This window comes from Variovorax sp. J2L1-78, assembly GCF_030317205.1.
GTDB classification, from domain to species: domain Bacteria; phylum Pseudomonadota; class Gammaproteobacteria; order Burkholderiales; family Burkholderiaceae_C; genus Variovorax; species Variovorax arabinosiphilus.
On sequence record NZ_JASZYB010000001.1, the window covers coordinates 2,632,281 to 2,654,551 of the forward strand.

General features: G+C 68.9%; 23 protein-coding genes. 8 read left to right on the forward strand and 15 right to left on the reverse strand.

What is annotated here, in order from left to right; genetic code table 11:
* The first annotated feature begins 103 nt into the window (after positions 1 to 103).
* Positions 104 to 1,765: a thiamine pyrophosphate-binding protein gene (locus QTH86_RS12520; protein WP_286644368.1), complete on the forward strand. Its 1,662-nt coding sequence runs from the start codon at positions 104 to 106 to the stop codon at positions 1,763 to 1,765.
* 1 nt (position 1,766) lies between these two features.
* Here QTH86_RS12520 and QTH86_RS12525 read toward each other — a convergent pair whose 3' ends face one another.
* The 5 genes from QTH86_RS12525 to QTH86_RS12545 form a co-directional block, all read right to left on the reverse strand.
* Entirely contained in the window at positions 1,767 to 2,717 is a 951-nt protein-coding gene (locus QTH86_RS12525; RefSeq protein ID WP_286644367.1) for a LysR family transcriptional regulator, read from the reverse strand.
* Positions 2,718 to 2,797: 80 nt separating this feature from the next.
* Positions 2,798 to 5,344, reverse strand: a complete 2,547-nt coding sequence (locus QTH86_RS12530; RefSeq protein ID WP_286644366.1) for a TonB-dependent siderophore receptor — start codon at positions 5,342 to 5,344, stop codon at positions 2,798 to 2,800.
* Between the two features lie 114 nt (positions 5,345 to 5,458).
* Entirely contained in the window at positions 5,459 to 6,463 is a 1,005-nt protein-coding gene (locus tag QTH86_RS12535) for a FecR domain-containing protein (RefSeq protein ID WP_286644365.1), read from the reverse strand.
* Positions 6,460 to 6,963 carry a sigma-70 family RNA polymerase sigma factor gene (locus QTH86_RS12540; protein WP_286644364.1) on the reverse strand — a complete coding sequence of 168 codons (504 nt, stop codon included), beginning with the start codon at positions 6,961 to 6,963 and terminating at the stop codon, positions 6,460 to 6,462. The genes QTH86_RS12535 and QTH86_RS12540 overlap by 4 nt, the downstream gene beginning before the upstream one ends.
* 159 nt (positions 6,964 to 7,122) lie before the next feature.
* Positions 7,123 to 8,124 carry a ferritin-like domain-containing protein gene (locus tag QTH86_RS12545; protein WP_286644363.1) on the reverse strand — a complete coding sequence of 334 codons (1,002 nt, stop codon included), beginning with the start codon at positions 8,122 to 8,124 and terminating at the stop codon, positions 7,123 to 7,125.
* Between the two features lie 268 nt (positions 8,125 to 8,392).
* Between QTH86_RS12545 and QTH86_RS12550 the strand changes: the two genes are divergently transcribed.
* Positions 8,393 to 8,644 carry a hypothetical protein gene (locus tag QTH86_RS12550; RefSeq protein ID WP_286644362.1) on the forward strand — a complete coding sequence of 84 codons (252 nt, stop codon included), beginning with the start codon at positions 8,393 to 8,395 and terminating at the stop codon, positions 8,642 to 8,644.
* Between the two features lie 28 nt (positions 8,645 to 8,672).
* Here the strand turns inward: QTH86_RS12550 and QTH86_RS12555 are convergent, their stop codons facing one another.
* Genes QTH86_RS12555 through QTH86_RS12565 form a run of 3 tightly spaced genes read right to left on the reverse strand, consistent with a single transcriptional unit; the run spans position 8,673 to position 11,047 of the window.
* On the reverse strand, positions 8,673 to 9,497 hold the full coding sequence (locus tag QTH86_RS12555; protein ID WP_286644361.1) for a MetQ/NlpA family ABC transporter substrate-binding protein: 825 nt from the start codon (positions 9,495 to 9,497) through the stop codon (positions 8,673 to 8,675).
* 28 nt (positions 9,498 to 9,525) lie between these two features.
* A complete protein-coding gene (locus QTH86_RS12560; RefSeq protein WP_286644360.1) occupies positions 9,526 to 10,188 on the reverse strand; it encodes a methionine ABC transporter permease in 663 nt (220 codons plus the stop codon).
* Positions 10,181 to 11,047, reverse strand: a complete 867-nt coding sequence (locus QTH86_RS12565; protein WP_286644359.1) for a methionine ABC transporter ATP-binding protein — start codon at positions 11,045 to 11,047, stop codon at positions 10,181 to 10,183. Before QTH86_RS12565 ends, QTH86_RS12560 begins: the two co-directional genes overlap by 8 nt.
* 303 nt (positions 11,048 to 11,350) lie before the next feature.
* Here QTH86_RS12565 and QTH86_RS12570 point away from each other — a divergent pair, with 303 nt between their 5' ends.
* The 3 genes from QTH86_RS12570 (at position 11,351) to QTH86_RS12580 (ending at position 13,236) form a co-directional block, all read left to right on the forward strand.
* Positions 11,351 to 11,704 (forward strand): HPF/RaiA family ribosome-associated protein, encoded by a 354-nt coding sequence (locus QTH86_RS12570; RefSeq protein ID WP_286644358.1) that lies wholly within the window; start codon positions 11,351 to 11,353, stop codon positions 11,702 to 11,704.
* Between the two features lie 177 nt (positions 11,705 to 11,881).
* Positions 11,882 to 12,787, forward strand: a complete 906-nt coding sequence (locus QTH86_RS12575) for a RibD family protein (RefSeq protein WP_286649352.1) — start codon at positions 11,882 to 11,884, stop codon at positions 12,785 to 12,787.
* A gap of 161 nt (positions 12,788 to 12,948) precedes the next feature.
* Positions 12,949 to 13,236 (forward strand): hypothetical protein, encoded by a 288-nt coding sequence (locus tag QTH86_RS12580; protein ID WP_286644356.1) that lies wholly within the window; start codon positions 12,949 to 12,951, stop codon positions 13,234 to 13,236.
* A gap of 41 nt (positions 13,237 to 13,277) precedes the next feature.
* Here QTH86_RS12580 and paoC read toward each other — a convergent pair whose 3' ends face one another.
* The 4 genes from paoC to QTH86_RS12600 form a co-directional block, all read right to left on the reverse strand.
* Positions 13,278 to 15,473 carry an aldehyde oxidoreductase molybdenum-binding subunit PaoC gene (paoC, locus tag QTH86_RS12585; RefSeq protein WP_286644355.1) on the reverse strand — a complete coding sequence of 732 codons (2,196 nt, stop codon included), beginning with the start codon at positions 15,471 to 15,473 and terminating at the stop codon, positions 13,278 to 13,280.
* Positions 15,470 to 16,426, reverse strand: coding sequence for an FAD binding domain-containing protein (locus tag QTH86_RS12590; RefSeq protein ID WP_286644354.1), 957 nt, complete (start codon positions 16,424 to 16,426; stop codon positions 15,470 to 15,472). The genes paoC and QTH86_RS12590 overlap by 4 nt, the downstream gene beginning before the upstream one ends.
* Complete coding sequence (gene paoA / locus QTH86_RS12595) at positions 16,423 to 17,073, reverse strand: aldehyde dehydrogenase iron-sulfur subunit PaoA (RefSeq protein WP_286644353.1); 651 nt, start codon at positions 17,071 to 17,073, stop codon at positions 16,423 to 16,425. Before paoA ends, QTH86_RS12590 begins: the two co-directional genes overlap by 4 nt.
* A gap of 139 nt (positions 17,074 to 17,212) precedes the next feature.
* Entirely contained in the window at positions 17,213 to 18,841 is a 1,629-nt protein-coding gene (locus tag QTH86_RS12600; RefSeq protein WP_286644352.1) for a hypothetical protein, read from the reverse strand.
* 253 nt (positions 18,842 to 19,094) lie between these two features.
* On the opposite strand from QTH86_RS12600, the gene QTH86_RS12605 reads away from it, so the two are divergent.
* Positions 19,095 to 19,574 (forward strand): antitoxin Xre/MbcA/ParS toxin-binding domain-containing protein, encoded by a 480-nt coding sequence (locus QTH86_RS12605; RefSeq protein WP_286644351.1) that lies wholly within the window; start codon positions 19,095 to 19,097, stop codon positions 19,572 to 19,574.
* A 7-nt stretch (positions 19,575 to 19,581) separates the two neighbouring features.
* On the opposite strand, the gene QTH86_RS12610 is transcribed toward QTH86_RS12605, so the two are convergent.
* On the reverse strand, positions 19,582 to 20,577 hold the full coding sequence (locus QTH86_RS12610; RefSeq protein ID WP_286644350.1) for a Bug family tripartite tricarboxylate transporter substrate binding protein: 996 nt from the start codon (positions 20,575 to 20,577) through the stop codon (positions 19,582 to 19,584).
* 179 nt (positions 20,578 to 20,756) lie between these two features.
* On the opposite strand from QTH86_RS12610, the gene QTH86_RS12615 reads away from it, so the two are divergent.
* Positions 20,757 to 21,281, forward strand: a complete 525-nt coding sequence (locus tag QTH86_RS12615; protein WP_286644349.1) for a chemotaxis protein CheW — start codon at positions 20,757 to 20,759, stop codon at positions 21,279 to 21,281.
* Positions 21,282 to 21,289: 8 nt separating this feature from the next.
* Here the strand turns inward: QTH86_RS12615 and QTH86_RS12620 are convergent, their stop codons facing one another.
* On the reverse strand, positions 21,290 to 21,538 hold the full coding sequence (locus tag QTH86_RS12620) for a hypothetical protein (protein WP_286644348.1): 249 nt from the start codon (positions 21,536 to 21,538) through the stop codon (positions 21,290 to 21,292).
* Positions 21,539 to 21,642: 104 nt separating this feature from the next.
* On the opposite strand from QTH86_RS12620, the gene QTH86_RS12625 reads away from it, so the two are divergent.
* Positions 21,643 to 21,789: a hypothetical protein gene (locus QTH86_RS12625; RefSeq protein WP_286644347.1), complete on the forward strand. Its 147-nt coding sequence runs from the start codon at positions 21,643 to 21,645 to the stop codon at positions 21,787 to 21,789.
* 163 nt (positions 21,790 to 21,952) lie between these two features.
* On the opposite strand, the gene QTH86_RS12630 is transcribed toward QTH86_RS12625, so the two are convergent.
* Positions 21,953 to 22,180, reverse strand: coding sequence for a hypothetical protein (locus QTH86_RS12630; protein WP_286644346.1), 228 nt, complete (start codon positions 22,178 to 22,180; stop codon positions 21,953 to 21,955).
* Between the last annotated feature and the right edge of the window lie 91 nt (positions 22,181 to 22,271).

Genomic DNA, 22,271 nt, shown 5'->3' on the forward strand with positions numbered 1-22,271 from the left:
TGGGCCGCACATCGGAAAGCACCGCGCCACCGCAATACTGGCGCCCTTCAAGTGCAGATCGACCGATGCACCCGTCCCGTCCACGCGTTCAAGCCTTTAGAAAATGACCGAGAAATCCCTGCGAAACGGCGGCCAGATCCTGGTGGAGGCGCTGCTGCGCAACGCCGTTGACACCGTGTACTGCGTCCCCGGCGAAAGCTACCTGCCGGTGCTCGATGCGCTGCAGGGCCGCACCGACATCCGCACCATCGTCACGCGGCACGAAGGTGCCGCCTCGAACATGGCCGACGCCCACGGCAAGCTCTCCGGCCGACCGGGCATCGCCTTCGTCACGCGCGGGCCGGGGGCCACGCACGCGGCCAACGGCGTGCACACGGCCCGGCAGGACTCCACGCCGATGATCCTGTTCGTCGGCCAGGTGGCGACGAACACGATGGAGCGCGAGGGCTTCCAGGAGGTGGACTACCGGCGCGTCTTCGGCGGTCTGGCCAAGTGGGCGACCGAGATCGATTCGATCGAGCGCATCCCCGAAGTCGTCAGCCATGCCTTCGCCTGCGCCATGTCCGGCCGCAAGGGGCCGGTGGTGGTGGCGCTGCCCGAGGACGTGCTGTTCGGCCTGGCCGATGTGGCCGATGCGCCGCCCGTGCGCGTCTCGGAAGCGGCGCCCGACGACGGCGCCCTGCCCGAACTCGCGCAGATGCTGCAGGCCGCGCGCCACCCGCTCGTGATCGTCGGGGGCACCGGCTGGACCGAGGCCGCGCAGCAAGACCTCCAGACCTTCGTCACGCGCTTCAACCTGCCGGTGGCGGCCTCGTTCCGCCGCCAGGACGTGCTCGACAACCGCGACCCGCACTACGTCGGCCAGCTGGGCCTGGGCGTGTCGCCGGCGCTGAGCGAGGGTCTGCGCCAGTCGGACCTGCTGCTCGTCATCGGCAGCCGGCTGTCGGAAGTGACGTCCGGCGGCTACGAGCTCATCGCCAGCCCGCGGCCGGTGCAGCGCCTGGTCCATGTGCACGCCGACCCGATGGAGCTGGGCCGCGTCTACCAGGCCGACCTGCCGATCAACGCCGCGGTGACGCCGATGGCGCGGCGGCTCGCTGCGCTGCCCGCGCCCTCGGGTTGCGAATGGACCCGCTGGACCGAAGACGCCCGCGCCGCCTATGTTCGCCACAGCACGCCGGTGGGTCGCGCGGAAGGCCAGCAGGGCGTCGAGATGTCGGGCGTGGTGGCCCACCTCAACCAGGTGCTGCCCGACGACGCGATCATCACCAACGGCGCGGGCAACTACACCGTCTGGGTGCACCGCTTCTACAAGTACCGCACGCTCGGCACCGAACTGGCGCCCACCAACGGCGCCATGGGCTACGGCCTGCCCGCGGCGGTGGCGGCGAAGCTCGCGCATCCGGCGCGCACCGTGGTCTGCTTCGCGGGCGACGGCTGCTTCATGATGTACCCGCAGGAGCTGGCGACGGCCATGCAGTTCGGCGCGGCGGTGATCGTGCTGGTCGTCAACAACGGCATGCTCGGCACGATCCGCATGCACCAGGAACGCGAGTACCCCGGCCGGGTGTCGGGCACGAACCTGCTGAACCCGGACTTCGTGACTTTCGCGCAGGCCTTCGGTGCGCATGCGGAACGCGTGGAGAACGATGCCGACTTTCCGGCCGCGTTCGAACGCGCACGCGCATCGGGCAAGGCGGCCGTGATCGAGCTGTGCACCGATCCGCTGCAGATCGGCCCGCAGTCGCGCCTGGCGAAGCGCTGACTCAGGCCGGCGGCGGATGCTCGCGGGGTGCGACCCGCGCGCCGGGCCAGGTCTGCGCGTGCACCAGCTGTGTGGCCACCGCGCGGATCAGTTCGTTGAGCACCCACAGGTCGGCCGTGGCCGTGCGGGTCTTGCCGAGCACCAGCGCGATGCAGCGCTCGGCGTCCTCGCCGTCGAGCGGAAAGGCGCGCAGCCGGCCCGCGGCGATCTCGGCTTCGGCCGCCGCCAGCGGGAGCACCGTGCAGCCGCAGTTCTTCGCGACCAGGTCGAGCGTGATGGCGATGGAGCTGTCGCTCTCCAGCACGATCTGCGGCGTGAAGCCACGCCGCGCGGCCATGGCCTGCACCAGCACCCGCAAGCCGTGGTGCGTGCTGGGCAGCACGAGGGGAATGTCGGCCAGCCCCCGAGCGCGCAGCTGCTCGGCCGTCACCTCGCTGTCGGCCGGCGTGAGCAGACACAGCTGTTCGAACAGCAAGGGCTCGTAGGCGAGGCTACCCGGGTAGGCCGGCTTGTAGAGGATGGCGATGTCGATGTCACCCGCCTGCAGCTCGGCCAATATCTGGCTCGCCAGGCCTTCGGTGAAATGGATCTGCGTGTCGGGGTAGCGCCCGCGGATGGCATGGAAGAGCGCGCCGAACAGCACCTTGGCAATGGTCGGCTGGGCGGCGATGCGAACGCGCGCCGGGCCTTGGCGGCTCAGGGTACTCAGCGCCGCGCGCGCCGAGGCGATCACCGCGCCGACCTGCCGTGCGTGGTCGATCAGCACCTCGCCCTGCGGCGTGAGCACGACGCCGCGCCCGCTGCGGCTGAACAGGCGCGCATTGAGCGATTGCTCCAACTGCGTGATGCGCCGGCTGATGGTCGATGCGTCGCAGCCCGCCCTCATCGCGGCGGCGGAAATGCTGCCGGCGTCGGCAACGAGGGCGAAGAAGTCGAGATCGTCGGAGTTCATGGGCGGCGCGCGGCGGGCCCGCGGATCCGGGCATCCTACAGCGCCGCTCCAGCGAAGATCGGTCCCCCGCCGCCCCGTGCTCAGAACTTGTAGTTCAGCGTCAGCAGCGCGTTGCGCGGATCGCCGTACACGCCGGTGCCATAGGAACCCAGGCCCGGCATGTAGGTCTTGTCGAACACGTTGTTGATGTTCAGCGAGACGCTCAGGTGGCGGTCGAATTCGTAGCGCGCCATGAGGCCGACCAGTGCGTAGGCCGCCTGCGTGGCGCGCCACTGGTTCGCGTCGGAGGTCTGGTAGTAGGTTTCACTCTGCCACGACAGCGAGCCGCCGACCACCAGCTGGCTCCATGCGCCCGGCAGGCGGTAGCTGGTGTTGAGCTTGAACAGGTGCTTGGGCTGGTTGGTGTTGACCGCGCTCAGGATCACGTTCGGCTGTTGCGGCTTCTTCGACGTGCTGTAGGTGTAGCCCGCGGCCAAGTTCCACGACGGCGTGATCTGGCCGGCCATCTCGAGCTCCATGCCCTTGCTGGTGATGCCGTCGACCGCGGTGTAGATCTCGTCGCCGGTGGCGGGGTTGACGCCCACGTACTGCGCCGAGTTGTCCTGCTTGATGTGGAACAGCGCCAGGCTGGTGTTGAGCCGCTTCTCGAGGAACTCGCCCTTCACGCCAACCTCGGAGCTCTTGCCGGTGAGCGGCGCGATGGCCCGGTCGCTCGCGTCCTTGTAGTAGGTCTGCGGCTTGAAGATGTCGGTGTGGCTCGCGTACACCGACCAGGTGCGGTCGAGGTCGTAGACGACGCCGGCGTAAGGCACGACCTTGGCGTTGATGTCGAGTTCGTCGCTCAGCGTAGTCACGCCGGCCAGGCTGGTGCTCTCATCGCGCAGGTCGTACCAGCTCGCGCGCGCACCGAGGATGACGGACAGCGCGTCGGTGGGCCGCAGCCGCACCGCCGCCGACAAACCCTTCTCGCGCGTGGTGATATCGCGGTCGCTGCGCTTCTGCGACGCGGGCTGCGCGATGTTTCCGTCCCACGCGAAGTAGTTGGGGATGGCCGTGTAGGTCGAGCTGTGCAGCTGCGCCTCCTGGTGCTGGCGCGAGTAGCCGGCACCCAGCATCAGTTCGTGGGTGCGGCCGCCGAGGGTGAACGGACCGGTCAGCGCGATGTTGAGCGCGTCGGTCTTCGACTGCGTCGGCAGCGCGCCCGACAGCATGCGGATGCCGGCGCCCGTGGCGCGGTTCACGCTGCCGTTGTAGGCCGAGCCGTAGAACACGTCCTTCGACTGGTCGAGGTGGCTGGCCGCCACGTCAAGCTTCCAGCCGCCGCCGAACTCGTGCTTGAGGCTGGCGAAGGTGTTGGTGCTGTCGTTGTCCCAGTACGACCAGCGCGCCGCGGGATTGAGCGAACGCCGGAAGTTCGTCCGCGTGCCGTCGCTGTAGAAGAGCGGGAGGTGGCCGAAGGTGGCGCCGTCGGCGCGCGTCTCCATGTGGTCCACGCCCACCGTCAGCAGCGTGCTCGGCGTCAGGTCGGCTTCGACGACGGCGTAGAGGTTGCGCGTGTCGCGGCTGTAGTCGTCGACGTAGGAGTTCGCGTTCTGCGCCGCGGCGACGATGCGCCCACGCACGCTGCCGCTCGCGTTGAGCGGACCGGAGAAGTCGGCGGTGGTGCGCAGGCGGTCCCACGAGCCCGCGCCGAGCGACAGGTTGCTGGCGAACTCTGCCGTCGGCTTCTTGCGCACCAGATTGATCGTCGCCGAGGGGTAGCCCGCGCCGGTCAGGAGGCCCGTGGCCCCCTTGACGATCTCGATGCGGTCGTAGATCACGCTGTCGCCGATGGCGGCGGTGTACTGGTTCGACGTGTCGAGCGTGCTGGGCACGCCGTCGAACTGCAGGTTCTCGATCGCGAAGCCGCGCGCGTAGAAGGTCGCGCGCTCGCTGTCGTTGCGCCCCACGGTCACGCCCGGTGTCTTCTCGAGGATCTCGGGCACGCTGACCAGCGCCTGGTCGTCCATCTGCTGGCGCGTGATGACGCTGACCGATTGCGGCGTCTCGCGCGGCGACAACCCCAAGCGGGTCGCGGTGCTGGTCGAGCGCACGGTGTAGGCGCCGGTGCCTTCCGACGGGCCCTCGGCCGCGGCCGTGACCCGCACTTCGTCGAGGGTGTTCGTCGCGGACCCCGACGCTGCCGATGGCGCGCCCGACGGCAGCGGCTGCAGCGCGTAGCCGCCACCCGCCGCACGCACCGCGCCGAGGCCGGTGCCGGCGAGCGCCTGCGACAGCGCGTCCGCGACCGTATGGGTGCCGCGCACGCCGCGGCTGCTCACGCCGTCGGCGACCGTCGAGCCGAAGGTGATCAGCACGCCGGTCTCGCGGCCCAGGCGGTTGAGCACGCCTTCGAGCGGCCCGGCGGGGATGTCGAAGCTGCGGGCTTCCTGGCTGCTTGCTGGGGCCGGCTGCGCGAAGGCGCTGCTCGGCGCGACGGCGCCGGCCACCAGCCACACGGCCACGGCACCGAGGCAGGCGCTTCGCGATGCGTGTGCCAGTGCATGCAGGCGCGGCCTACCGTTGGCGAGCGGGGGAATCGAGTTCAGGGCTGAAACGGATGCGAGCCGGCCGGTGTGCTGGAACATGGAAATGCCTTCGACGATGGGAGATTTGCGGGAAGAGATCGGGCGCCGTTAGCGTGCCTTCCCTTCCTTGACCGTCGACCCCGCCGAATCAGCTCACTTATTTTTCTTCGCCGTTCACATGCGACCTCGGCGCGGCCGCACGCTCACCCAATAACGCGTGATCGTGTGCACCTCGACTGGCAACGCCGATGTCAACGCCGCCAGCACGCGATCGGTGTCGGCCAGCGGGTAGGCGCCAGAGACCTGCAGGCCGGCGATGGCCGGGTCGCAGCCCAGGCGCCCCGGGCGATGGCGGCCGAGTTCGGCGAGGAAGTCGTCGAGCCGCATGTGCGATGCCACCAGCATGCCGTCGGCCCAGGCGCTCGCGTCACGGTCGAGGGCCGTCGGCGCCATCGCCTGGGTGCGCGAGAAGCGGCCCGACTCGCCCGCCTGCAGCGTGCGCGCCTGCTGTGGCGCATCGCGCGGCGTAAGTTCGACGGCGCCCTGAAGCACGCCGACCTCGACCTGCGCATCGTCGCGCTGGCGCACGGTGAAGCGCGTGCCGATCGCCCGCGCCGAACCTTCCTCGGTCTCGACCAGGAAGGGCCGGTGCAGCGTATCGGGGGCGGTCTGCACCAGGATTTCGCCGCGCACCAGCTGGAGCACGCGGCGCTCGGCGTCGAAGCGCAGGTTGATGGCGCTGCCGCTGTTGAGCGTGACCCGCCCGCCGTCGGGCAGCGTCAGCGGGATGCGTTCGCCGACGGCCGCCACATGGTCGGCCGTGAACGATCGCCACGGCGTCGTCTGGCGCGCGAGCATCGCGCTGCCGCCGCCGACCACCAGCACCGAAAGAAGCTGCATTGCGCGGCGCCGCCGCATGGACTGCGGGGCCGCATGCAAGGCGGCGCGGGCCAGCGGCGACGGGATCTCCGCGAGGCGGCCCCCGACGGCTTCGATGCGCTGCCATGCGGCTTCGTGCGCCGGGTCGGCAGCGCGCCATTGCGCCCACTGCGTGCGTTGCGCGGTGCTGAGATCGCTCGATCGCAGCGCCACCCACCACCGAACAGCTTGACGCGCGATGGCCGGCGCGACCTTGTCGGCGCCATCCGGTCCATCGCCGCACAGGGGAGACGTCGTCATTCGGGGAAGAAGCAACGCATCGCCGCCTTCGCGAGATGGCGCTTGACCGTCGACACGGAGATGCCCAGTTCCGCGGCGATCTCGCCCTGACCCAGCCCCTCGAGTTGCGCGAGGAGGAAGGCTTGCTTGGCGAGCACCGGCAATCCGTTCAGGCGCCGATCGATCTCGACCAGCGTCTCCAGGACCATGAGCCGCATTTCCGGCGGCGGTGCCACGGGCTCCGGCATCAGCGCCAGCGCGTCGAGGTAGGCCTGCTCGATGGCGCGTCGACGGACGTGGTTGATCAACAGGTTGCGGGCGACCGTCGTCAGATACGCGCGAGGCTCGGCGAGGTTGTCGACACCCGGCGCGCGCAGCACCCGCAGGAAGGTGTCCTGGGCCAGGTCGGCCGCGTCGAAGGCGTTGCCCAGCTTCTTGCGCAGCCAAGCCTGCAGCCAGCCGTGATGGTGGACGTAGAGCGCGCCGAGCTGTTCGTGCGGAAGGAAGTCGGCGCTGGACATGGTCGCTCGGGCGGTCAAGGGACGAGGACGCCACTTGCTGCGCCCATGAAAAAAGTCGCATTCTATCGAATGCGACTTATTCTCAATTACGGCAGCCACCCAGCGACGGGTGATCTGCCCTTCCCGTCCCGGACACGTGGCCGCCGAAGCGGCCCTCGATCAGCTGCGGGCCCGCGCCTGGTCGCGCAGCGCCTTGATCTGGTCGTGGTTGCGCTGCGCACCCTGCGCCTGGCGCTCGATCACGGCGCGCACGTCGGCCGGCAGCGTCTGCTTGAGCGCCTTGCGGTAGCGCGCCAGTCCGGCATCCTCGCCACGCTCGCATTCGTTGAGAATGGATTCCTCGCTGTTGGCGCCCACGGCGCCCTTCACGTGCACCCAGCCACGGTGCATCGCCCCGCTCGCGGTGCCCCCGTCGGCCGGCGTGCCACCGTACTGCGTGACCAGCTGGGCGAGTTCGTTGGCCGCCATCCGGCAGCCCACGGCGCGCTCCGAGAACACCTGCTTGAGGCTGGCGCTTTCCACCTCCTCCGCGCAGGTGCGGAAACCGTACTCCCCGTCGTGCGAGTTCTCGATCAGGTCGTTGAGCACGTCCACCACCTCGTCGTGCGACATCGCTTCGCCCGTGGTGCGATCGGCGTCGAACACCGCCGTCTCACGCGGTGCCATCACGGCCGCTTCGCCGAAGTAGGTGCGGTCCGCACGGTCCCAGGCGGCGCGGGACGCGTGGCGTGCCTGCGGCCAGTCGAGGGTGGAATTGCCGCGACGTGTGGCCCATTCATCGGCCAACGTGGGCTCGAGCGTGTCGAAGCTGTCGTCGCGCCGGGCGCGGCTGGACCAGCCCAGTTCATAGGCCGGCGCATAGTCGTCGTAGCTGCGGCCGGGTTCGTAGTAGCTCTCGCGGTTGTAGCTCGAACGCCAGTACGCGTCCTCGGCCGTGGGGTTCACGCTTTCGGCGACCGCCTTGCCCCCCAGGCCCCCTGCCAGGCCACCGGCCACCAGGCCGACCACCGTGCCCACCGGGCCCGCCACGGACCCTGCAGCAGCGCCCGCCACCGCGCCGCCCGCCGCGCCGACCCCGGTGCCGACGGGGTGGGCGCCCGGTGTGCCCGTGATGGGATCGCGGTTCATGTCGTTCGTCGTGAAGTCTTTTTCCTTGGCCATGTCGGCTCCTTGAGAGAAGGGTTGGAAATGCCACCGCCGGAACGCATCGATTGACGCAACGGGTGTTGGCAGCAGCGTGTGGAGGACTTCATCCTGAACACGCGGCAGCCTCGCCGGGTCAGGATCGCCCGACGCCGCCTGTAGGGCATCGCCTGCGCAGCCTGCAGTGCGCAACGCCCCGCGACGCCGGGCACGGCCTACACGCCACGGGTGATGCGATGGCTATCAACAGGTCTTCTTCTCTCAATGCACCACTGCAAGGATCTGCATGAACTCGAACGACGCGAAATCCTGGATCAACCAAGCCCGAAAGGCCGACGACCAACGGCCCGACCTGCCGGGCGAGCACTGGGCGGTCATGGGCGCCGGCCTGCTGCTGCTGTTGGCCGCGGGACGCAGCCGGTCGTTCCTGGGGCGCACCTTGGCTGGCGCCGCGGGCAGTGCGTTGCTCGGCCGCGCGGCCAGCGGCCGCGGCGGGTTGCACCGGCTGGTGCGCGCCTTCACCGGCGCGCGACGCTGAGGGGCGGGTCGCGCCGGGCTTGCGCTGCTTATTGCATGAAGCTGGGCTTGGCGTAGCCCTGGAACTTGCTGTCGACCACGGCCTTGTATTCCTTCGAGCGGTAGGCCTCGGCGATGTCCTTGGCCCACTGCGTGTCCTTGTCGGCACGCTTCACGGCCACCACGTTCAGGTAGTGGTCGGCCGGCTTCTCGAGCACCACGGCTTCGGTCAGCTTCAGGCCCGACGAGATCGCGAAGTTGCCGTTGATGATGGCGTATTCGGCGTCACCCAGCGAACGCGGCAGCTGCGCGGCTTCGAGCGGGATGAACTTCAGCTTGTGCGGGTTCTGGTCGACGTCCTTCTCCGACGCGCGGATGGCGTCGACGCCCGGCTTGATGGTGATCAGCTTGTTCTGTTCCAGCAGCACCAGCGCGCGCGCCAGGTTGCTCGGGTCGTTCGGCAGCGTGATGCGGTCGCCGTCCTTCACCTCGGCCAGGGTCTTGCGCTTGGTCGAGTACACACCCAGCGGCGCGATGGGGCCTTGCACCAGTTCGACGATGTCCAGCTTCTGGTCGGCGGCGAACTTCTTCAGGTACACGAGGTGCTGAAAGAAGTTGGCATCGAGCGAGCCTTGCGCGAGCGCGAGGTTGGGCTGCACGTAGTCGTTGAACTCGACCAGCTTCACGGTGTAGCCCTTCTTCTGCAGGATCGGCACGATGCCCAGCTTGAGCTGGTCGATGTTCGAGCCGGCGGTGCCGCCGATGACGAGGTTCTTCTTGTCGGCCTGGGCCTGGGCCTCGAGCGAGAGGCCACCGAGCGACAGTGCGGCAATCGAGAGGGCGAGGAAGGAGCGGCGGAGCGCAGAGGTTTTCATGGCAGAGGGATCAGGGAACAAAAAAGAATCAACGTTTGTCGAGACGACGCGCGGCGGTGTTGCCGACGAACTGGATGATCTGCACCAGCACGACCAGCAGCACGACGGTGAAGACCATCACATCGGTCTGGAAGCGGTAGTAGCCGTAGCGGATGGCCAGGTCGCCGATGCCGCCGCCGCCCACCACGCCGGCGATGGCCGAGTAGGAGAGGAAGCTGACCGAGAGCACCGTGAGTGCCAGCACTAGGCCGGAGCGGGCCTCGACGATGAGCACACGCCAGACAATCTGCAGCTCCGATGCGCCCATGGCATGGGCCGCCTCGATGACGCCTCGCGGCACCTCGCGCAGGCACTGGTCGACCAGCCGCGCGAAGTAAGGGATGGCCGCGACCGACAGCGGCACCGCCGCCGCCAGCGGGCCGATGGAGGTGCCCGCGATGACACGGGTGATCGGCACCAGCGCCACCAGCAGGATGATGAAGGGGAAGGACCGCACGGTGTTGACGATCCAGTTCAGCACCAGGAAGGCCGGCTTGTTGTCGAGCGACTGACCGGGGCCGAGCAGGAACAGCAGCACGCCCAGCGGGCCGCCGATGAGCACCGCGGCCGACAGGCCGATGCCCAGCATCAGGAAGGTCTGCCCGGCGGCGAGCCACAGCTCGGGCAGGATGGCGGCGATGTTCTCAGGCATGGGCAATTCCTCGAGGCGCAGGGGATGACGACAGCGGCGCGTTGGCCGCCTCGCGCGCATCGCGCGCGCGGCGGCGCACCAATGCGTCGATCTCGCGGCCCAGCGCCGTGAGCCGCTCGGCATCGGGCGCCTCGTCGACGGCGAACTGCTCGATCAGCTGGCCCTTCTCGAGGATGGCGACGCGGCGGCACAGCACCTCGACCACCGACAGCTCGTGCGTGACGATCACGATGGTCACGCCGATCTTGGCGTTGATGTCGCGCAGCGTCTCGAGCAGCGAGCGCGTGGTTTCGCTGTCGAGCGCCGACGTGGGCTCGTCGCACAGCAGCACCTGCGGGCGCGGCGCCAGCGCACGGGCGATGGCCACACGCTGTTTTTGCCCGCCGGACAGTTGCGCCGGGTAGGTGTCGATCTTTTCCGAAAGGCCGACCAGCGCCAGGCATTCGCGAACCCGCGCATCGATCTCGGCGCGCGAATGGCGGTCGTGGATCTTCAGCGGGAAGGCCACGTTGTCGAAGACCGTGGCGTTCTGCAGCAGGTTGAACTGCTGGAAGATCATGCCGATGTTCTGCCGCGTGTCGCGCAGTTCGCGACGCGACAGGGTGGTCAGGTCACGGCCGCCGACGATCACGCGGCCGGTGTCGGGCCGCTCGAGCAGGTTGATCAGGCGCAGCAGCGTGGACTTGCCCGCGCCGCTCTTGCCGATCAGGCCGAAGATCTCGCCCTCGGGGATGTCGAGCGACAGCGCGCGCACGGCGTCGAAGACTTCGCCGCTGGGCAGTGCAAATGATTTCTGGACCGCTTCGAGGCGGATCACCGGCGGCCTGGGGGCCGCATCGGTCGGGGGAGTGGAGGTCACGACGCAATCGCCGGGGCCTGGGCGGCCCTCGGGCAGGAGAAAGGGACGCGAGTATGCCCGCAGCCGGCAGCGAGACGAACGACCGAATCGCCATCTGCTTATTCGCTGGCCTTATATGGCGCCCCCCATGGCCGAGGGAGATCGCCTCGCCGTGCGCCACGCCGACTGCGCGCGAAAAGCCTCCCTTGGCCTACGTCACGCCATGGCCAACGTGGGTCATGCTTGGTTCACACACCGCGCGGGGCTTCGTTCCCTGCGCGGCCCGCTGCGCCAGCGCAGCCTCTACCCCGGAGACGCATCCGCATGGAAATCCACATCAACACCGGCAATGGCATGGACAACAAGGTCACGCTCGAAGCCTGGGCCGACGCCGAGATCCGCCGCACCCTGGGCCGCTTCTCGAACGACGTGCGCCGCATCGAGGTGCACCTGTCGGACGACAACAGCGGCAAGGGTGGCGCCGACGACAAGCGCTGCATGATCGAAGCCCACGTGGTCGGCCATGCCGCCGTGGCCGTGACGCACCAGGCCGCCAACATGGACGAAGCCTTCCGCGGCGCCGAGGCCAAGGCACGGCGCGCGCTGGACAGCGCCATCGGCAAGCTCAGCGACCGGCGCGACCACACCTCGATCCGGACGGAGCCCGAGATCCTCTGAGCCCAAAAAAACGGCCCGCACGGAGCGGGCCGAAGGGATCTTGGTAAGGGATCCATGGAGAAACCACTTACTTCATCGGCGCCGCCCCGGAAAAGTTGAGGATCCCGTTACAACTTTCGTGGCCTGGAGGCGCCGGACGGGCCTCCCCGGCGCCACGATGGCGCGACAGGAGGTCGTGTGAGCGCTGTTCCGGTTCCGTTGAACGCCATCCCCGTCAAGGGCGACGTCGCCGCCCTGTGGCAGTGGTGCCTCGACATCGCGCGCCGCCGCCGCCAAGGGCTGCGCCCCGTCGACGCCGACCTGCCGCTCTCGTGGTCGCGCGCGCAGGGCTATGCACTGCAGCACGGCTGGGACGACGAGGCGCGGACCCTTTTCGCGCTGTTCAAGCCCCTGCTCGACCGCCACGGCGATGACGCGGCCTGGACCATCGGCCAGCTGGGCCAGAGTCTCGACGGCTGCATCGCCACCCACCGCGGCGACTCCTGCTTCGTCAACGGCCCTGAAGGGCTGGTGCACCTGCACCGGCTGCGCGCCCTGTGCGACGCGGTGATCGTCGGCGCCAGCACGGTGTGCCTGGACAACCCGCAGCTCACCACCCGGCGGGTGCCCGGCGACAACCCGACCCGCGTGGTGCTCGACCCCTCGTTGCGGGTGCCGGCCGGCGCCCGTGTCTTCACCGACGGACAGGCCCCGACGCTGCTGGTGTGCGACGTGGCCCACCGCGCGCGCGCCGAACTCCGGCTGGGGGCGGCGCACGTCGTCGCCCTGCCCCGGCATGCGGCGCTGGGCCACCGGCTGTCGCTGGCCGAGGTGGTCGGCGCGTTGCGTGCGCGCGGACTGCGCCTGCTCTTCGTTGAGGGCGGCGGGGTGACGGTGTCGGCGTTCGTGCAGCAGCACTGCCTCGACCGGCTGCACCTCATCGTGGCGCCGGTGGTCATCGGCGCCGGACATCCGGGCCTGCAGGTACGCCGATCCGACGCCATGGGCGACGCGTTGCGCCCGCCGGCGCGCACCTTCGCGCTCGGCGGCGATGTGCTGTGGGATCTCGCGCTGAGCAAGCCACCGCGCCCCGTGTCGGATTAACGACAGCCCCCGAGAGGGTTCGAGACTTTCCGCACAAGCGCACTTGCTTTGCAGCGGCTCGCATACGCACCGACGAACCTTTTCGGCGACGCTCGGGTCTCACCCAAGACACGATTCGCCACAAAGGAACGGTCCCCGAACCCACTGAAAGATCCATCGCCATGAAGCCTCTCGCCAACCCGCAGCCCTTGACCCCTTCGCAGATCCGCCATGTCCTCGAGCTGCTCGACATGCGTCTGCTGGCCCCGCAGGAAACCGCCGCGACGTTCAACCGCCTGAGCCAGGCTGGAACGTTCTCGGAAGCGCAGCAGGAGGCGATCGAGTTGCTGTTCGCACTCGACGAGGACGAGATCGGCGATGCGCTGATGGACTTCGCCGACGACGAAGCGCGCGACATCGTGCGCGACAACGTGGTGCACGAAGCGCGCATGAGCTTCGTCGGCGCCTGACGCCTGATCGCCGGCAGCGACGCCTTCCGGCGCCGTGACGTTCAGGCCTCGCTCGGCGGCAGCTTGCCGATGAGCTTGTCCAGCGTGATCGGATAGTCGCGCACCCGGACGCCGGTCGCGTTGTAGATCGCGTTGGCCACCGCGGCGCCGACGCCGCAGATGCCCAGTTCGCCGACGCCCTTGGCCTTCATGGGCGACGAGACCGGATCGGTCTCGTCGAGGAACACGACCTCCTGGTGCGGGATGTCGGCATGCACCGGCACCTCGTAGCCCGCGAGGTCGTGGTTGACGAAGAAGCCCAGGCGCTCGTCGACCGCGAGCTCTTCCATCAGCGCCGCGCCCACACCCATCGCCATCGCGCCGATCACCTGGCTGCGCGCAGTCTTGGGGTTGAGGATGCGGCCCGATGCGCACACGGCCAGCATGCGCCGCACGCGCACCTCGGCGGTGAAGGCATGCACCGCCACTTCCACGAAGTGCGCACCGAAGGTCGACTGCTGGAACTTCTTGTCCAGGTCGCCGAACTCCAGCACGTCTTCGGCGACGAACTCCTGTCCGGCTGCGGCCTCGGCGAGCACCATGCTGCGGCCACCACCGGAGATACGGCCATCGGCGAAGTTCGCGGTTGCAGCGTCGATGCCTGCACGCTGCGCAACCTGCTCACGCAGCTTGACGCAGGCGGCATACACACCGGCGGTGGAGCAGTTGCCGCCCCACTGCCCGCCGGAGCCGGCCGAAGCCGGAAAGCTCGAATCGCCCAGCTTCACGACGACCCGTTCCAGCGGTACGCCCATCATCTCGGCGGCCGTCTGCGCGATGATGGTGTAGCTGCCGGTGCCGATGTCCGTCATGTCGGTCTCGACCGTGACGATGCCTTGGGCATTCAGGCGAACCCGCGCCGCGGATTTCATCACCACGTTGTTGCGGAAGGCCGCAGCCACGCCGGTGCCGATGAGCCATTGGCCGTCGCGCACCTGCCCCGGCTTGGCGCTGCGCTGGTTCCAGCCGAAGCGCTCGGCGCCGATGCGCAGGCAGTCGTTCAGGCGACGCTGCGAAAACTTGCGCTGGGGATCGGCCGGGTCGACCTGCGTGTCGTTGAGCGCGCGGAACTCGATCGGGTCCATGCCGAGGCGCTCGGCCATCTCGTCCATGGCGATCTCCAGCGCCAGCAGGCCTGGGGCTTCGCCGGGCGCGCGCATCGCGTTGCCCTCGGGCAGGTCGAGCCGGGCGAGCCGCGTGCCGGTCAGGCGGTGCGCGCCGGCATAGAGCAGGGTGGTCTGCTGTACCGCGTCCTCCGGCTCGCCGTCGGCCAGGTTGCCCGACCAGCTTTCGTGGCCGATGACCGTGAGCTTGCCGTCCTTGGACGCGCCCAGGCGGATGCGCTGGATCGTCGCGGCCCGGTGCGTCGTGTTGTTGGCGATCAGCGGCCGCTGCAGCGCCACCTTGACCGGCCGCTTCGCGATGCGCGCACCGACGGCTGCCAGCAGGATGTCGGCGCGCAGGAAGAGCTTGCCGCCAAAACCGCCGCCGATGAAGGGCGAGATGATGCGGACGTTCGCCCGCGGGATGTCGAGCGTCTTCGCGATGTCGGTCGCGGCCCAGTCGATCATCTGGTTCGATGTCCAGATGGTCAGTTTGTCGCCGCGCCAGGCCGCGATCGATGCCTGCGGCTCCATCTGCGCATGCGACTGGTCGGGTGTCGTGTAGGTCGCATCCAGCTGCACCTCGGCCCGGCCGAAGTTGGCGGCGAAGTCGCCCACGGCCTTGTCGCTGTCGGTGGTCTTCGCGCCGGTCTCGCGGGCGTGTGCCAGGTCGAAGTGGCCGTCGGTGCGCGTGTACTCCACGCGGATCATCTGGGCCGCGGCGCGCGCCTGTTCGAAGCTTTCTGCCACCACGAGCGCGATCGCCTGGTGGTAGTGGTCGATGACCGGGCCGCCCAGCAGCTTGGCCACATTCCGCGAACCCTTGGCCAGCTTGCCGGCGTTCTCGGCCGTGACGATCGCGATGACGCCCGGTGCCGCCCTGGCGCGGGCGGTGTCCATCGCGGCGATGCGGCCCTTGGCGATGCCGGCGCCCAGCACGTGGCCATAGGCCTGGTTGGCGACCACGTCGTGCTGCTCGTAGGCATAGCGCGCCGTGCCGGTGGTCTTGAGCCGGCCGTCGACGCGGTCGACCGGCTGGCCGACCACCTTCAGTTGATCGATCGGGTTGGTGCCCGCGGGCGTGTCGAATTTCATGCTCGGCTCCTTGCCTGCGCCAGGACCGAAGCGATCGTGCGCTCCGCCAGCGGCAATTTGAATGCGTTCTCCTTCGTCGGTCGCGCGCCGGCGAAGAGCGCGTCGGCCACGGCCTTGGCGCCGCGCGGCAGTTGCGCGTCGGCGCTGTCCATGCGCCACGGCTTGGGCGCCACGCCGCCCACGGCCACGCGTCCGCTGCCGTCGCGCTGCACGATGGCCGCGACCGACACCAGCGCGAAGGCATAGGAGGCGCGGTCGCGCACCTTCTGGTAGATGTGCGTGCCGCCCACCGGCGCCGGCAGCGTGACCGCGGTGATCAGCTCGCCGCGCGCCAGCTCGGTCTCGATGTGCGGCGTCGTTCCCGGCAACCGGTGCAGATCGGCGATGGGGATCACGCGGCGCACGCCGTCGGGCCGCATCGTTTCGACCGAGGCATCGAGCGCCCGCATCGCCACGGCCATGTCGCTCGGGTGCGTGGCGATGCACGCCTCGCTCGTGCCCACCACGCCCAATTGCTTGCTGTAGCCGCCCATGGCGGCGCAACCGCTGCCGGGCTGGCGCTTGTTGCAGGCCTGGTTCGTGTCGTAGAAGTAGGGGCAGCGCGTGCGCTGCAGCAGGTTGCCCGCGGTCGACGCCTTGTTGCGCAGCTGGCCCGAGGCGCCGGCCAGCAGGGCGCGCGAGAGCACGCCGTAGTCGCGGCGCACGCGGTCGTCGGCGGCCAGCTGGGTGTTGCTCACCAGGGCACCGATGCGTAGCCCGCCGTCCTGCGTGGGTTCGATCGCCTTCAGGCCGAGTCCGTTGAGGTCGACCAGATGCGCAGGCGTCTCGATCTCCAGCTTCATCAGGTCGAGCAGGTTGGTGCCGCCGGCGATGAACCTGGCGTTGGGCATGCGCGCCGCCTTCGCCAGCGCGTCTTCGGCCGAGGCGGCGCGTTCGTAGGTGAAGGCTCTCATGCGGCCCCCTTGGCCACTTCGGTGACCGCGTCGACGATGTTGCTGTAAGCCCCGCAGCGGCAGATGTTGCCGCTCATGCGCTCGCGCAGTTCGTCGGCCGAGAACATCGGCTTGGCCGTGAGGTCGGCGCTGACGTGGCTCGGGACGCCCTGTTCGATCTCGCGCAGCACGCCCACGGCCGAGCAGATCTGGCCCGGCGTGCAATAGCCGCACTGGAAGCCGTCGTGCTTCACGAAGGCGGCCTGCATCGGGTGCAGCCTGTCGGGCGTGCCCAGGCCTTCGACCGTGGTGACGGTGCTGCCCTCGTGCATCACGGCGAGCGTGAGGCAGGAATTGATGCGCTGGCCGTCGACGATCACCGTACAGGCGCCGCACTGGCCGTGGTCGCAACCCTTCTTGGTGCCGGTGAGGTGGAGGTGCTCACGCAGTGCGTCGAGCAGCGTGGTGCGCGTGTCGAGGTCCAGGCGCTGCGTCGTGCCGTTGACCTGCATCGTCACGGTCGACAGCGCCGGGGTGCCCGCCTGCGCAGCGGGCCGGGCGGGGGTCTGCGCCGTGGCGGGCTGGGCGACGATCGTGGCCGACGCCGAAGCAGCGCCTGCCGCGAGGAGCCCGCGCCGCGTGATCGGCAGATTGCTCGAGATGTCCATGGTGGTGATCCTTCATCGTGGTCGCCGACGGAAGCGGCGTCGCCGTTCGAACGGCGTAGAAGGTTCACTCTAGAAGGCGTGCCGGTGCGCCCCGCGTAGGAATTCGGTTGGTCCTCTCGCAAGCCGCGTGGCCGCGCGCTCAGGATGGCGTGGTGTCCACGCGTCGCTTGAGCGCGGCCGGGTCGTCCGGCAGCACCGCGAGCGAAGCGGCCGTGGCGAGCGCCTGGTCACGGCGGCGCGCGTCCTCCGGGTCGCGCGACCGCTGCGCCTGCTCGACGGTCTTGAGCAGCGCGCGCACGTCGGCGACACGCGTGGCGTCCGAGGGAAAGGTCGTGTCGGATTCCAGCTTGCCCATCAGGTAGCGTTGCACGCGCGTGGACTGGCGCGCCGACTGCTCGACCGACGCGTCGATGCGCACGCCGTCCTTGTACGCGACGTCGGTCGACACCTTGGCCTCGTCGTCGATCTCGATGTACTCGTAGAACTGCGACTCCTTCGCCAGCGTGAGAAAGAGCGACAGCTCCGGCGACAGCGGCCGGTGGTAGCTGGCGCTCAATTGCGCTTGCTGCTCCTGATGGATGGTGCGGTTGCGCGGATCGCGGCCCATCACGCTCGTGCTCTGAGAAACCTGGTACGAGAAGGTGTCGAGTTCTTCCGGCCGCATCGGGTTCGACGCTTCCGAGGCCTGCACCATCGACGCGCTGAAATCCGCCAGCCCGCTCAGCAGGCTGTGGTCGCCCGCGTTCAGCGCGAGCACACCGGGTGCCGCGCGGCCCTCCACGGGGGCTGTCACGCCGTAGTCGCTGTTCATCTGCGTGAAGGCATCCTTGAACATCTCCACGAGGGCGGTGTCGCCCCGGCCCCGGCTGCCCGCGGCATCGAACTGCTGCAGGTAGCGCGCCATGGCCTGGGCCTGCTGCGCGGCATTGCCGAGGATGGCCGGGTTCGAGACATCGACGTCGACCTTCACCGTGCCGGAGGGCCCGGTGGCGCTCACCGACCGCGACCGCGCGTCGGCATGGAATTCGACGGCGTCGATCGCGCCCTTGTCATCGGTCTCGATGCGTGCCTTGAAATCGACCGACGACAGCACCGCCGGATCGAATACCGCGAGCCCTTTCAGCGCCAGACGCGGCGGCACCGCACCCAGGCCGTCGATGGCCTCCTGGAAGGCCCCCGAGAGCTGCACCAGCGCCGCGCGCTCGGCTTCGGTGAGCTCGGCGCCGGAGACCTTGACCTGCACGGCCAGCCCCTCGTCCTGGCTGCCCAGGCGCAGTTCGACCGTCGCGCCGCTGGCGGTCCGGATCGACAGGGTGATCTGGTTGTCCGCGTCGGTGTGCAGCTGCGACTGCATCGCCGTCTGCAAAGCCGAGACGCCCGTCCCCGGGTTGGCGACGGACGTTTTCTGCACCGTCGCCGACTGCGAGAAATCCACCGCCTCAGCGGCGAAGCGCTCCAGCATCGCGGCGCCCAGTCCGTAGAACCGGCTTCCGGGCGAGCGGTAGGCGATGTTGCTCGCCATGAGCGACGAGATCTCGTCGTCCGGCCGCTGTTCCCACACCGTCGCGGGGGCCGTTCGGCTGGGCATCGAATAGGTCTGCGCCTCGGCGGACGTGGTGGCCTGTCCGAGGGTCACGGAGACGGCGGCCGGTGCGGCCGCCGCCGGCGAGGACACGCTGTCCGTGGCGGCCACCGGGCTGGTCGCGCGCGACGACCCCATCGCCGCGGACACCACCGAAGGGCTGACCGTGGTCAGGTTGAAGATCACTGCGAACTCCCATCGAAAGAAGGCACCCGATGACCGGGTCATCCTTCTTATCGGCAGCAGCGTGGAAAACTTGAATGCGCCTCGGGGCACAGCGGCGGAGGTGAAACGACCATGCGAAGGCCGATCTCGCGTGGCGGTTCGATACGCACCGCATTGCAGCTGAAACATGGCGCCCGCGAAATGACACGGGCCGGCAAGGGCCGCCTCTCACCATCGGGGCTTCAACGCGTCCGCACTGCCGCCGAGGAACCTCATGCCAGCCATCCAGAATCCATCCCACACCCCTTCCCCGCTGCGCGGCGCCGGCTTGGCGCCGTGGCCTTGCGCGGTGGATGCCGTTGTCGGCGGCGATGCGCACTTCATCGGCCTGCTGAATGCCTACCGCGCGTCGGGCGGGCTCGCCGACGGCGCCGAGATCGCGGCCCGGCAGTCGGTCATCGGGCTGTCCGCGCTTGCCCGGGCCATCACGTCGCGCACGGTGGTCAGCGTCGACTGGGCGGGGCAGCGCTGGCTGCCGGTCTTTCAGTTCGAGCCGGGCGATCTGACCGTGCGCCCATCGGTGCGCGTGCTGATCGACGAGCTGTCGGACGTCCTCGACGACTGGGAGCTCGCGGACTGGTTCGTCGAACCCAACGCCTGGCTGCGCGGCGCACCGCCGCTGCAGCTCGTCGACACCGACTTCGCGCGGGTGCACGACACGGCGCGTGCGCTGCGCTTCGCCTGCGGCCACTGAGCGACGATCAGGCCTCGATCTTGATGCCGCGCATGAGGATCACCCCGCCCAGCAGCGAAGTGTCCTGACGCATCCGGTGGCTGAGCGCCTTCGGCGTGCCCGGCTGGGCTTGCCAGCCCGCCGTGAGCAACGCCTGTTGCACCTCGGGCAGACGGGTCACGTCCGCCAGGGCTTCGTTCAGACGCGTCACGGCGGCCGGCGGCATGGCTGCAGGTGCTGCGATGGCGGTCCAAATCTCCAGATCGGCGCCTTGCACATTGGCTTCCCGCAGGGTCGGCATGTCGCCGGACAAGGGGCTGCGCTGCGGCGAGGTGACACCGATGGCCTTGAGCTTGCCCGATTGCAGGTGCGGCTTGACCAGCGCCGGCGGCAGCAGCGCGAGTTGCACATCACCCGCGAGCATCGCCGCGATGACCTGCGGATTGCCGGTGAACGGCACGTGCGTCGCCAGAATGCCGCTGCGGCTCTTGACCAGTTCCATGCCGAGATGGCCGACGGTGCCGATGCCCGGCGTGCCGTACTTGCCCTGCGAACTGAGGTTGCGTGCCCACAGGAGCAGTTCGGTCGGCGTAGTGCCCTGCGCCTGGCCGGTGACGGCCAGCACCAGCGGCGCGGTGCCGACCATGGCCACGGGCGCGAAGTCCTTCTCGGGATCGAAGGGGGTCTTGGGGTTGAGGAGCTTGGCGATCGTCAGGTTGCCGTTGATCAGTGCGCCGATGGTGTGATCGTCCTGCGCCTTCGCGACCAGGTCGGCCGCCAGGTTGCCGCTGTCGCCCGGCTTGTTCTCCACCAGCACTGGCTGGCCCAGCGACTTCGCCAGGGGCGCCGCGATGGCGCGCGCCGCCAGGTCGGGTGACGCGCCGGCCGGGAAGCCGACGAGCAGCCGCACCGGCTTGACAGGCCAGGTGCTGGCGCTGCCCGAAGAGGTCGGCTTCTGTGCCCAGGCGGCCGGAGCGCAGAGGGTCAGGGCGAGAGATTCGAGGGCGCGGCGCTTGGTGATCATCGAATGGACGAAGAAACGAGTTACATGACGTTACGCACGACAACCCAATCACACAAGTCAACGAAATGTTTCATTCGACGAAATGCCGGCCTCAAGTTTCTCCCGGGAGGGACGATAGAAGAAGGAAGCGAGACGGCAGCCGTCGCTCGCGCAGCCTGCCCCCTGCCACTGGAGCCCCGATGAGAGAAGCCTTTTCCGCCGCGCGATCGTTTCCCCCCGCGATGCAGGGGGCCTCGGTCCTGCCTTCGGCGTGCCTGGCGTTCCGGCTGGCCGGCATGGCCTGCGGCATCGACATGCGGCAGGTGCAGGAGTTGCGCGGGTATGGGGCGGTAGCCAGCCTGAGCCGACCGGCAGTGCAGCGGCGGCGTTGGCTCGAGTTACGTGGGGCGATGGTTCCCCACCTGGATCTGCGCCGTGCGCTTGGGCTGCCGGCCGCCGACCTCGCGCATTCGGCCGTGGTGGTGGTGGCGGCGATCGATGCACGGCTGGCGTGCTTCACCGCCGATGGTGTCCTGGGCGTGCGCCGCAGCGACATGGCGCATGCCCCGCGGCGGGACGATGCCTACAGCCTGGAGATCCGTACACAAGAAGGTGACGCGCTGCGACTGCTGGATCTCGACCGGATCCTGGAAGCCGAAGCGCTCACGGCCTGCTCGACGCGACCGGACGACGACTGGGCGCCGGCCTGTGCCGAAACAGCCTGACGCCCGCCTCAGTGGCGAGCCACCGACAGCAAGCCGTCGATCGCCTGGACCACGCCATGCTTCGAATCCTCGGTCGGCGCGCCTTCGGCGAGCAACGAACGAATCAGCGACAGCGTGTTGAGCAGTTCGGCTTCCATGTCGGTCAGCAAGGGGATCACGTCGTAGTTGGGGTACTTGCCTCGCGCGCCCATGGGGCGGCCCGGGCCGGACAGATCGACGGAGTAACCGTCGCGGATGGCTTCCGATTGAGATTTCATGAGTGCCCCTGCTGGAAGGTTGAATGGATACCGGGAAAAGACGAAGAGCCGCCTGAACGGAAGACCTATGCTGTCACGGCCGCCGCGGCAGGCGCGTCAGCCACTTGCACCAATTGCTTGAGGCGATGCGCCATGCGGTCGATGCGCGCCTGGCGGGCTTCGACGTCGCCCGGCACCGGAGCGCCCGGCACGGCGTCTGGCGCCAAAACCGAAGCGAGTTCGTGCTCCGGCAGGGTGTCACGCAGGACTGAAAGCAGTCCCTTCGAAGTCCATGAGGGTGGGCATGTAGGCGTCATGTAGTACATTGTGCCTACACTTTCTTGTGGTCACAAGATAGTCAACGAATTGTCGCCACATCCCTGGCGTTTCGCGGGAGTTTTTAACGAAAACCAAGGTACTACTTTTCGTAGCACCTCAGGCGTGGCTCCCCCGCCCCTCGCGCTGCAAGCCATCCGCATAGGCCAGACGCAACGCGTCATGCATCCGCTCCAGCAGGTGCAGATGCTCCACGTCCTCCGGCCGGGGTCCCGTGCCACTGCCGCACATGCGGTCACCCAGCGATTCGATCAGATCGGCCCGATGCTCCTCGAGCGTGGCTGCGCACCGCCCCAGCGCCTGGCGAAGATCTTCCAGTGTCGACATGGCATTCATCGTGGGCACCTCGCGGCAAGCGGCACCCAAAGAGTGAGGCAAGGAAGCGCCGGGACACGCAAGGGGCGACGGTCGGGGAGGC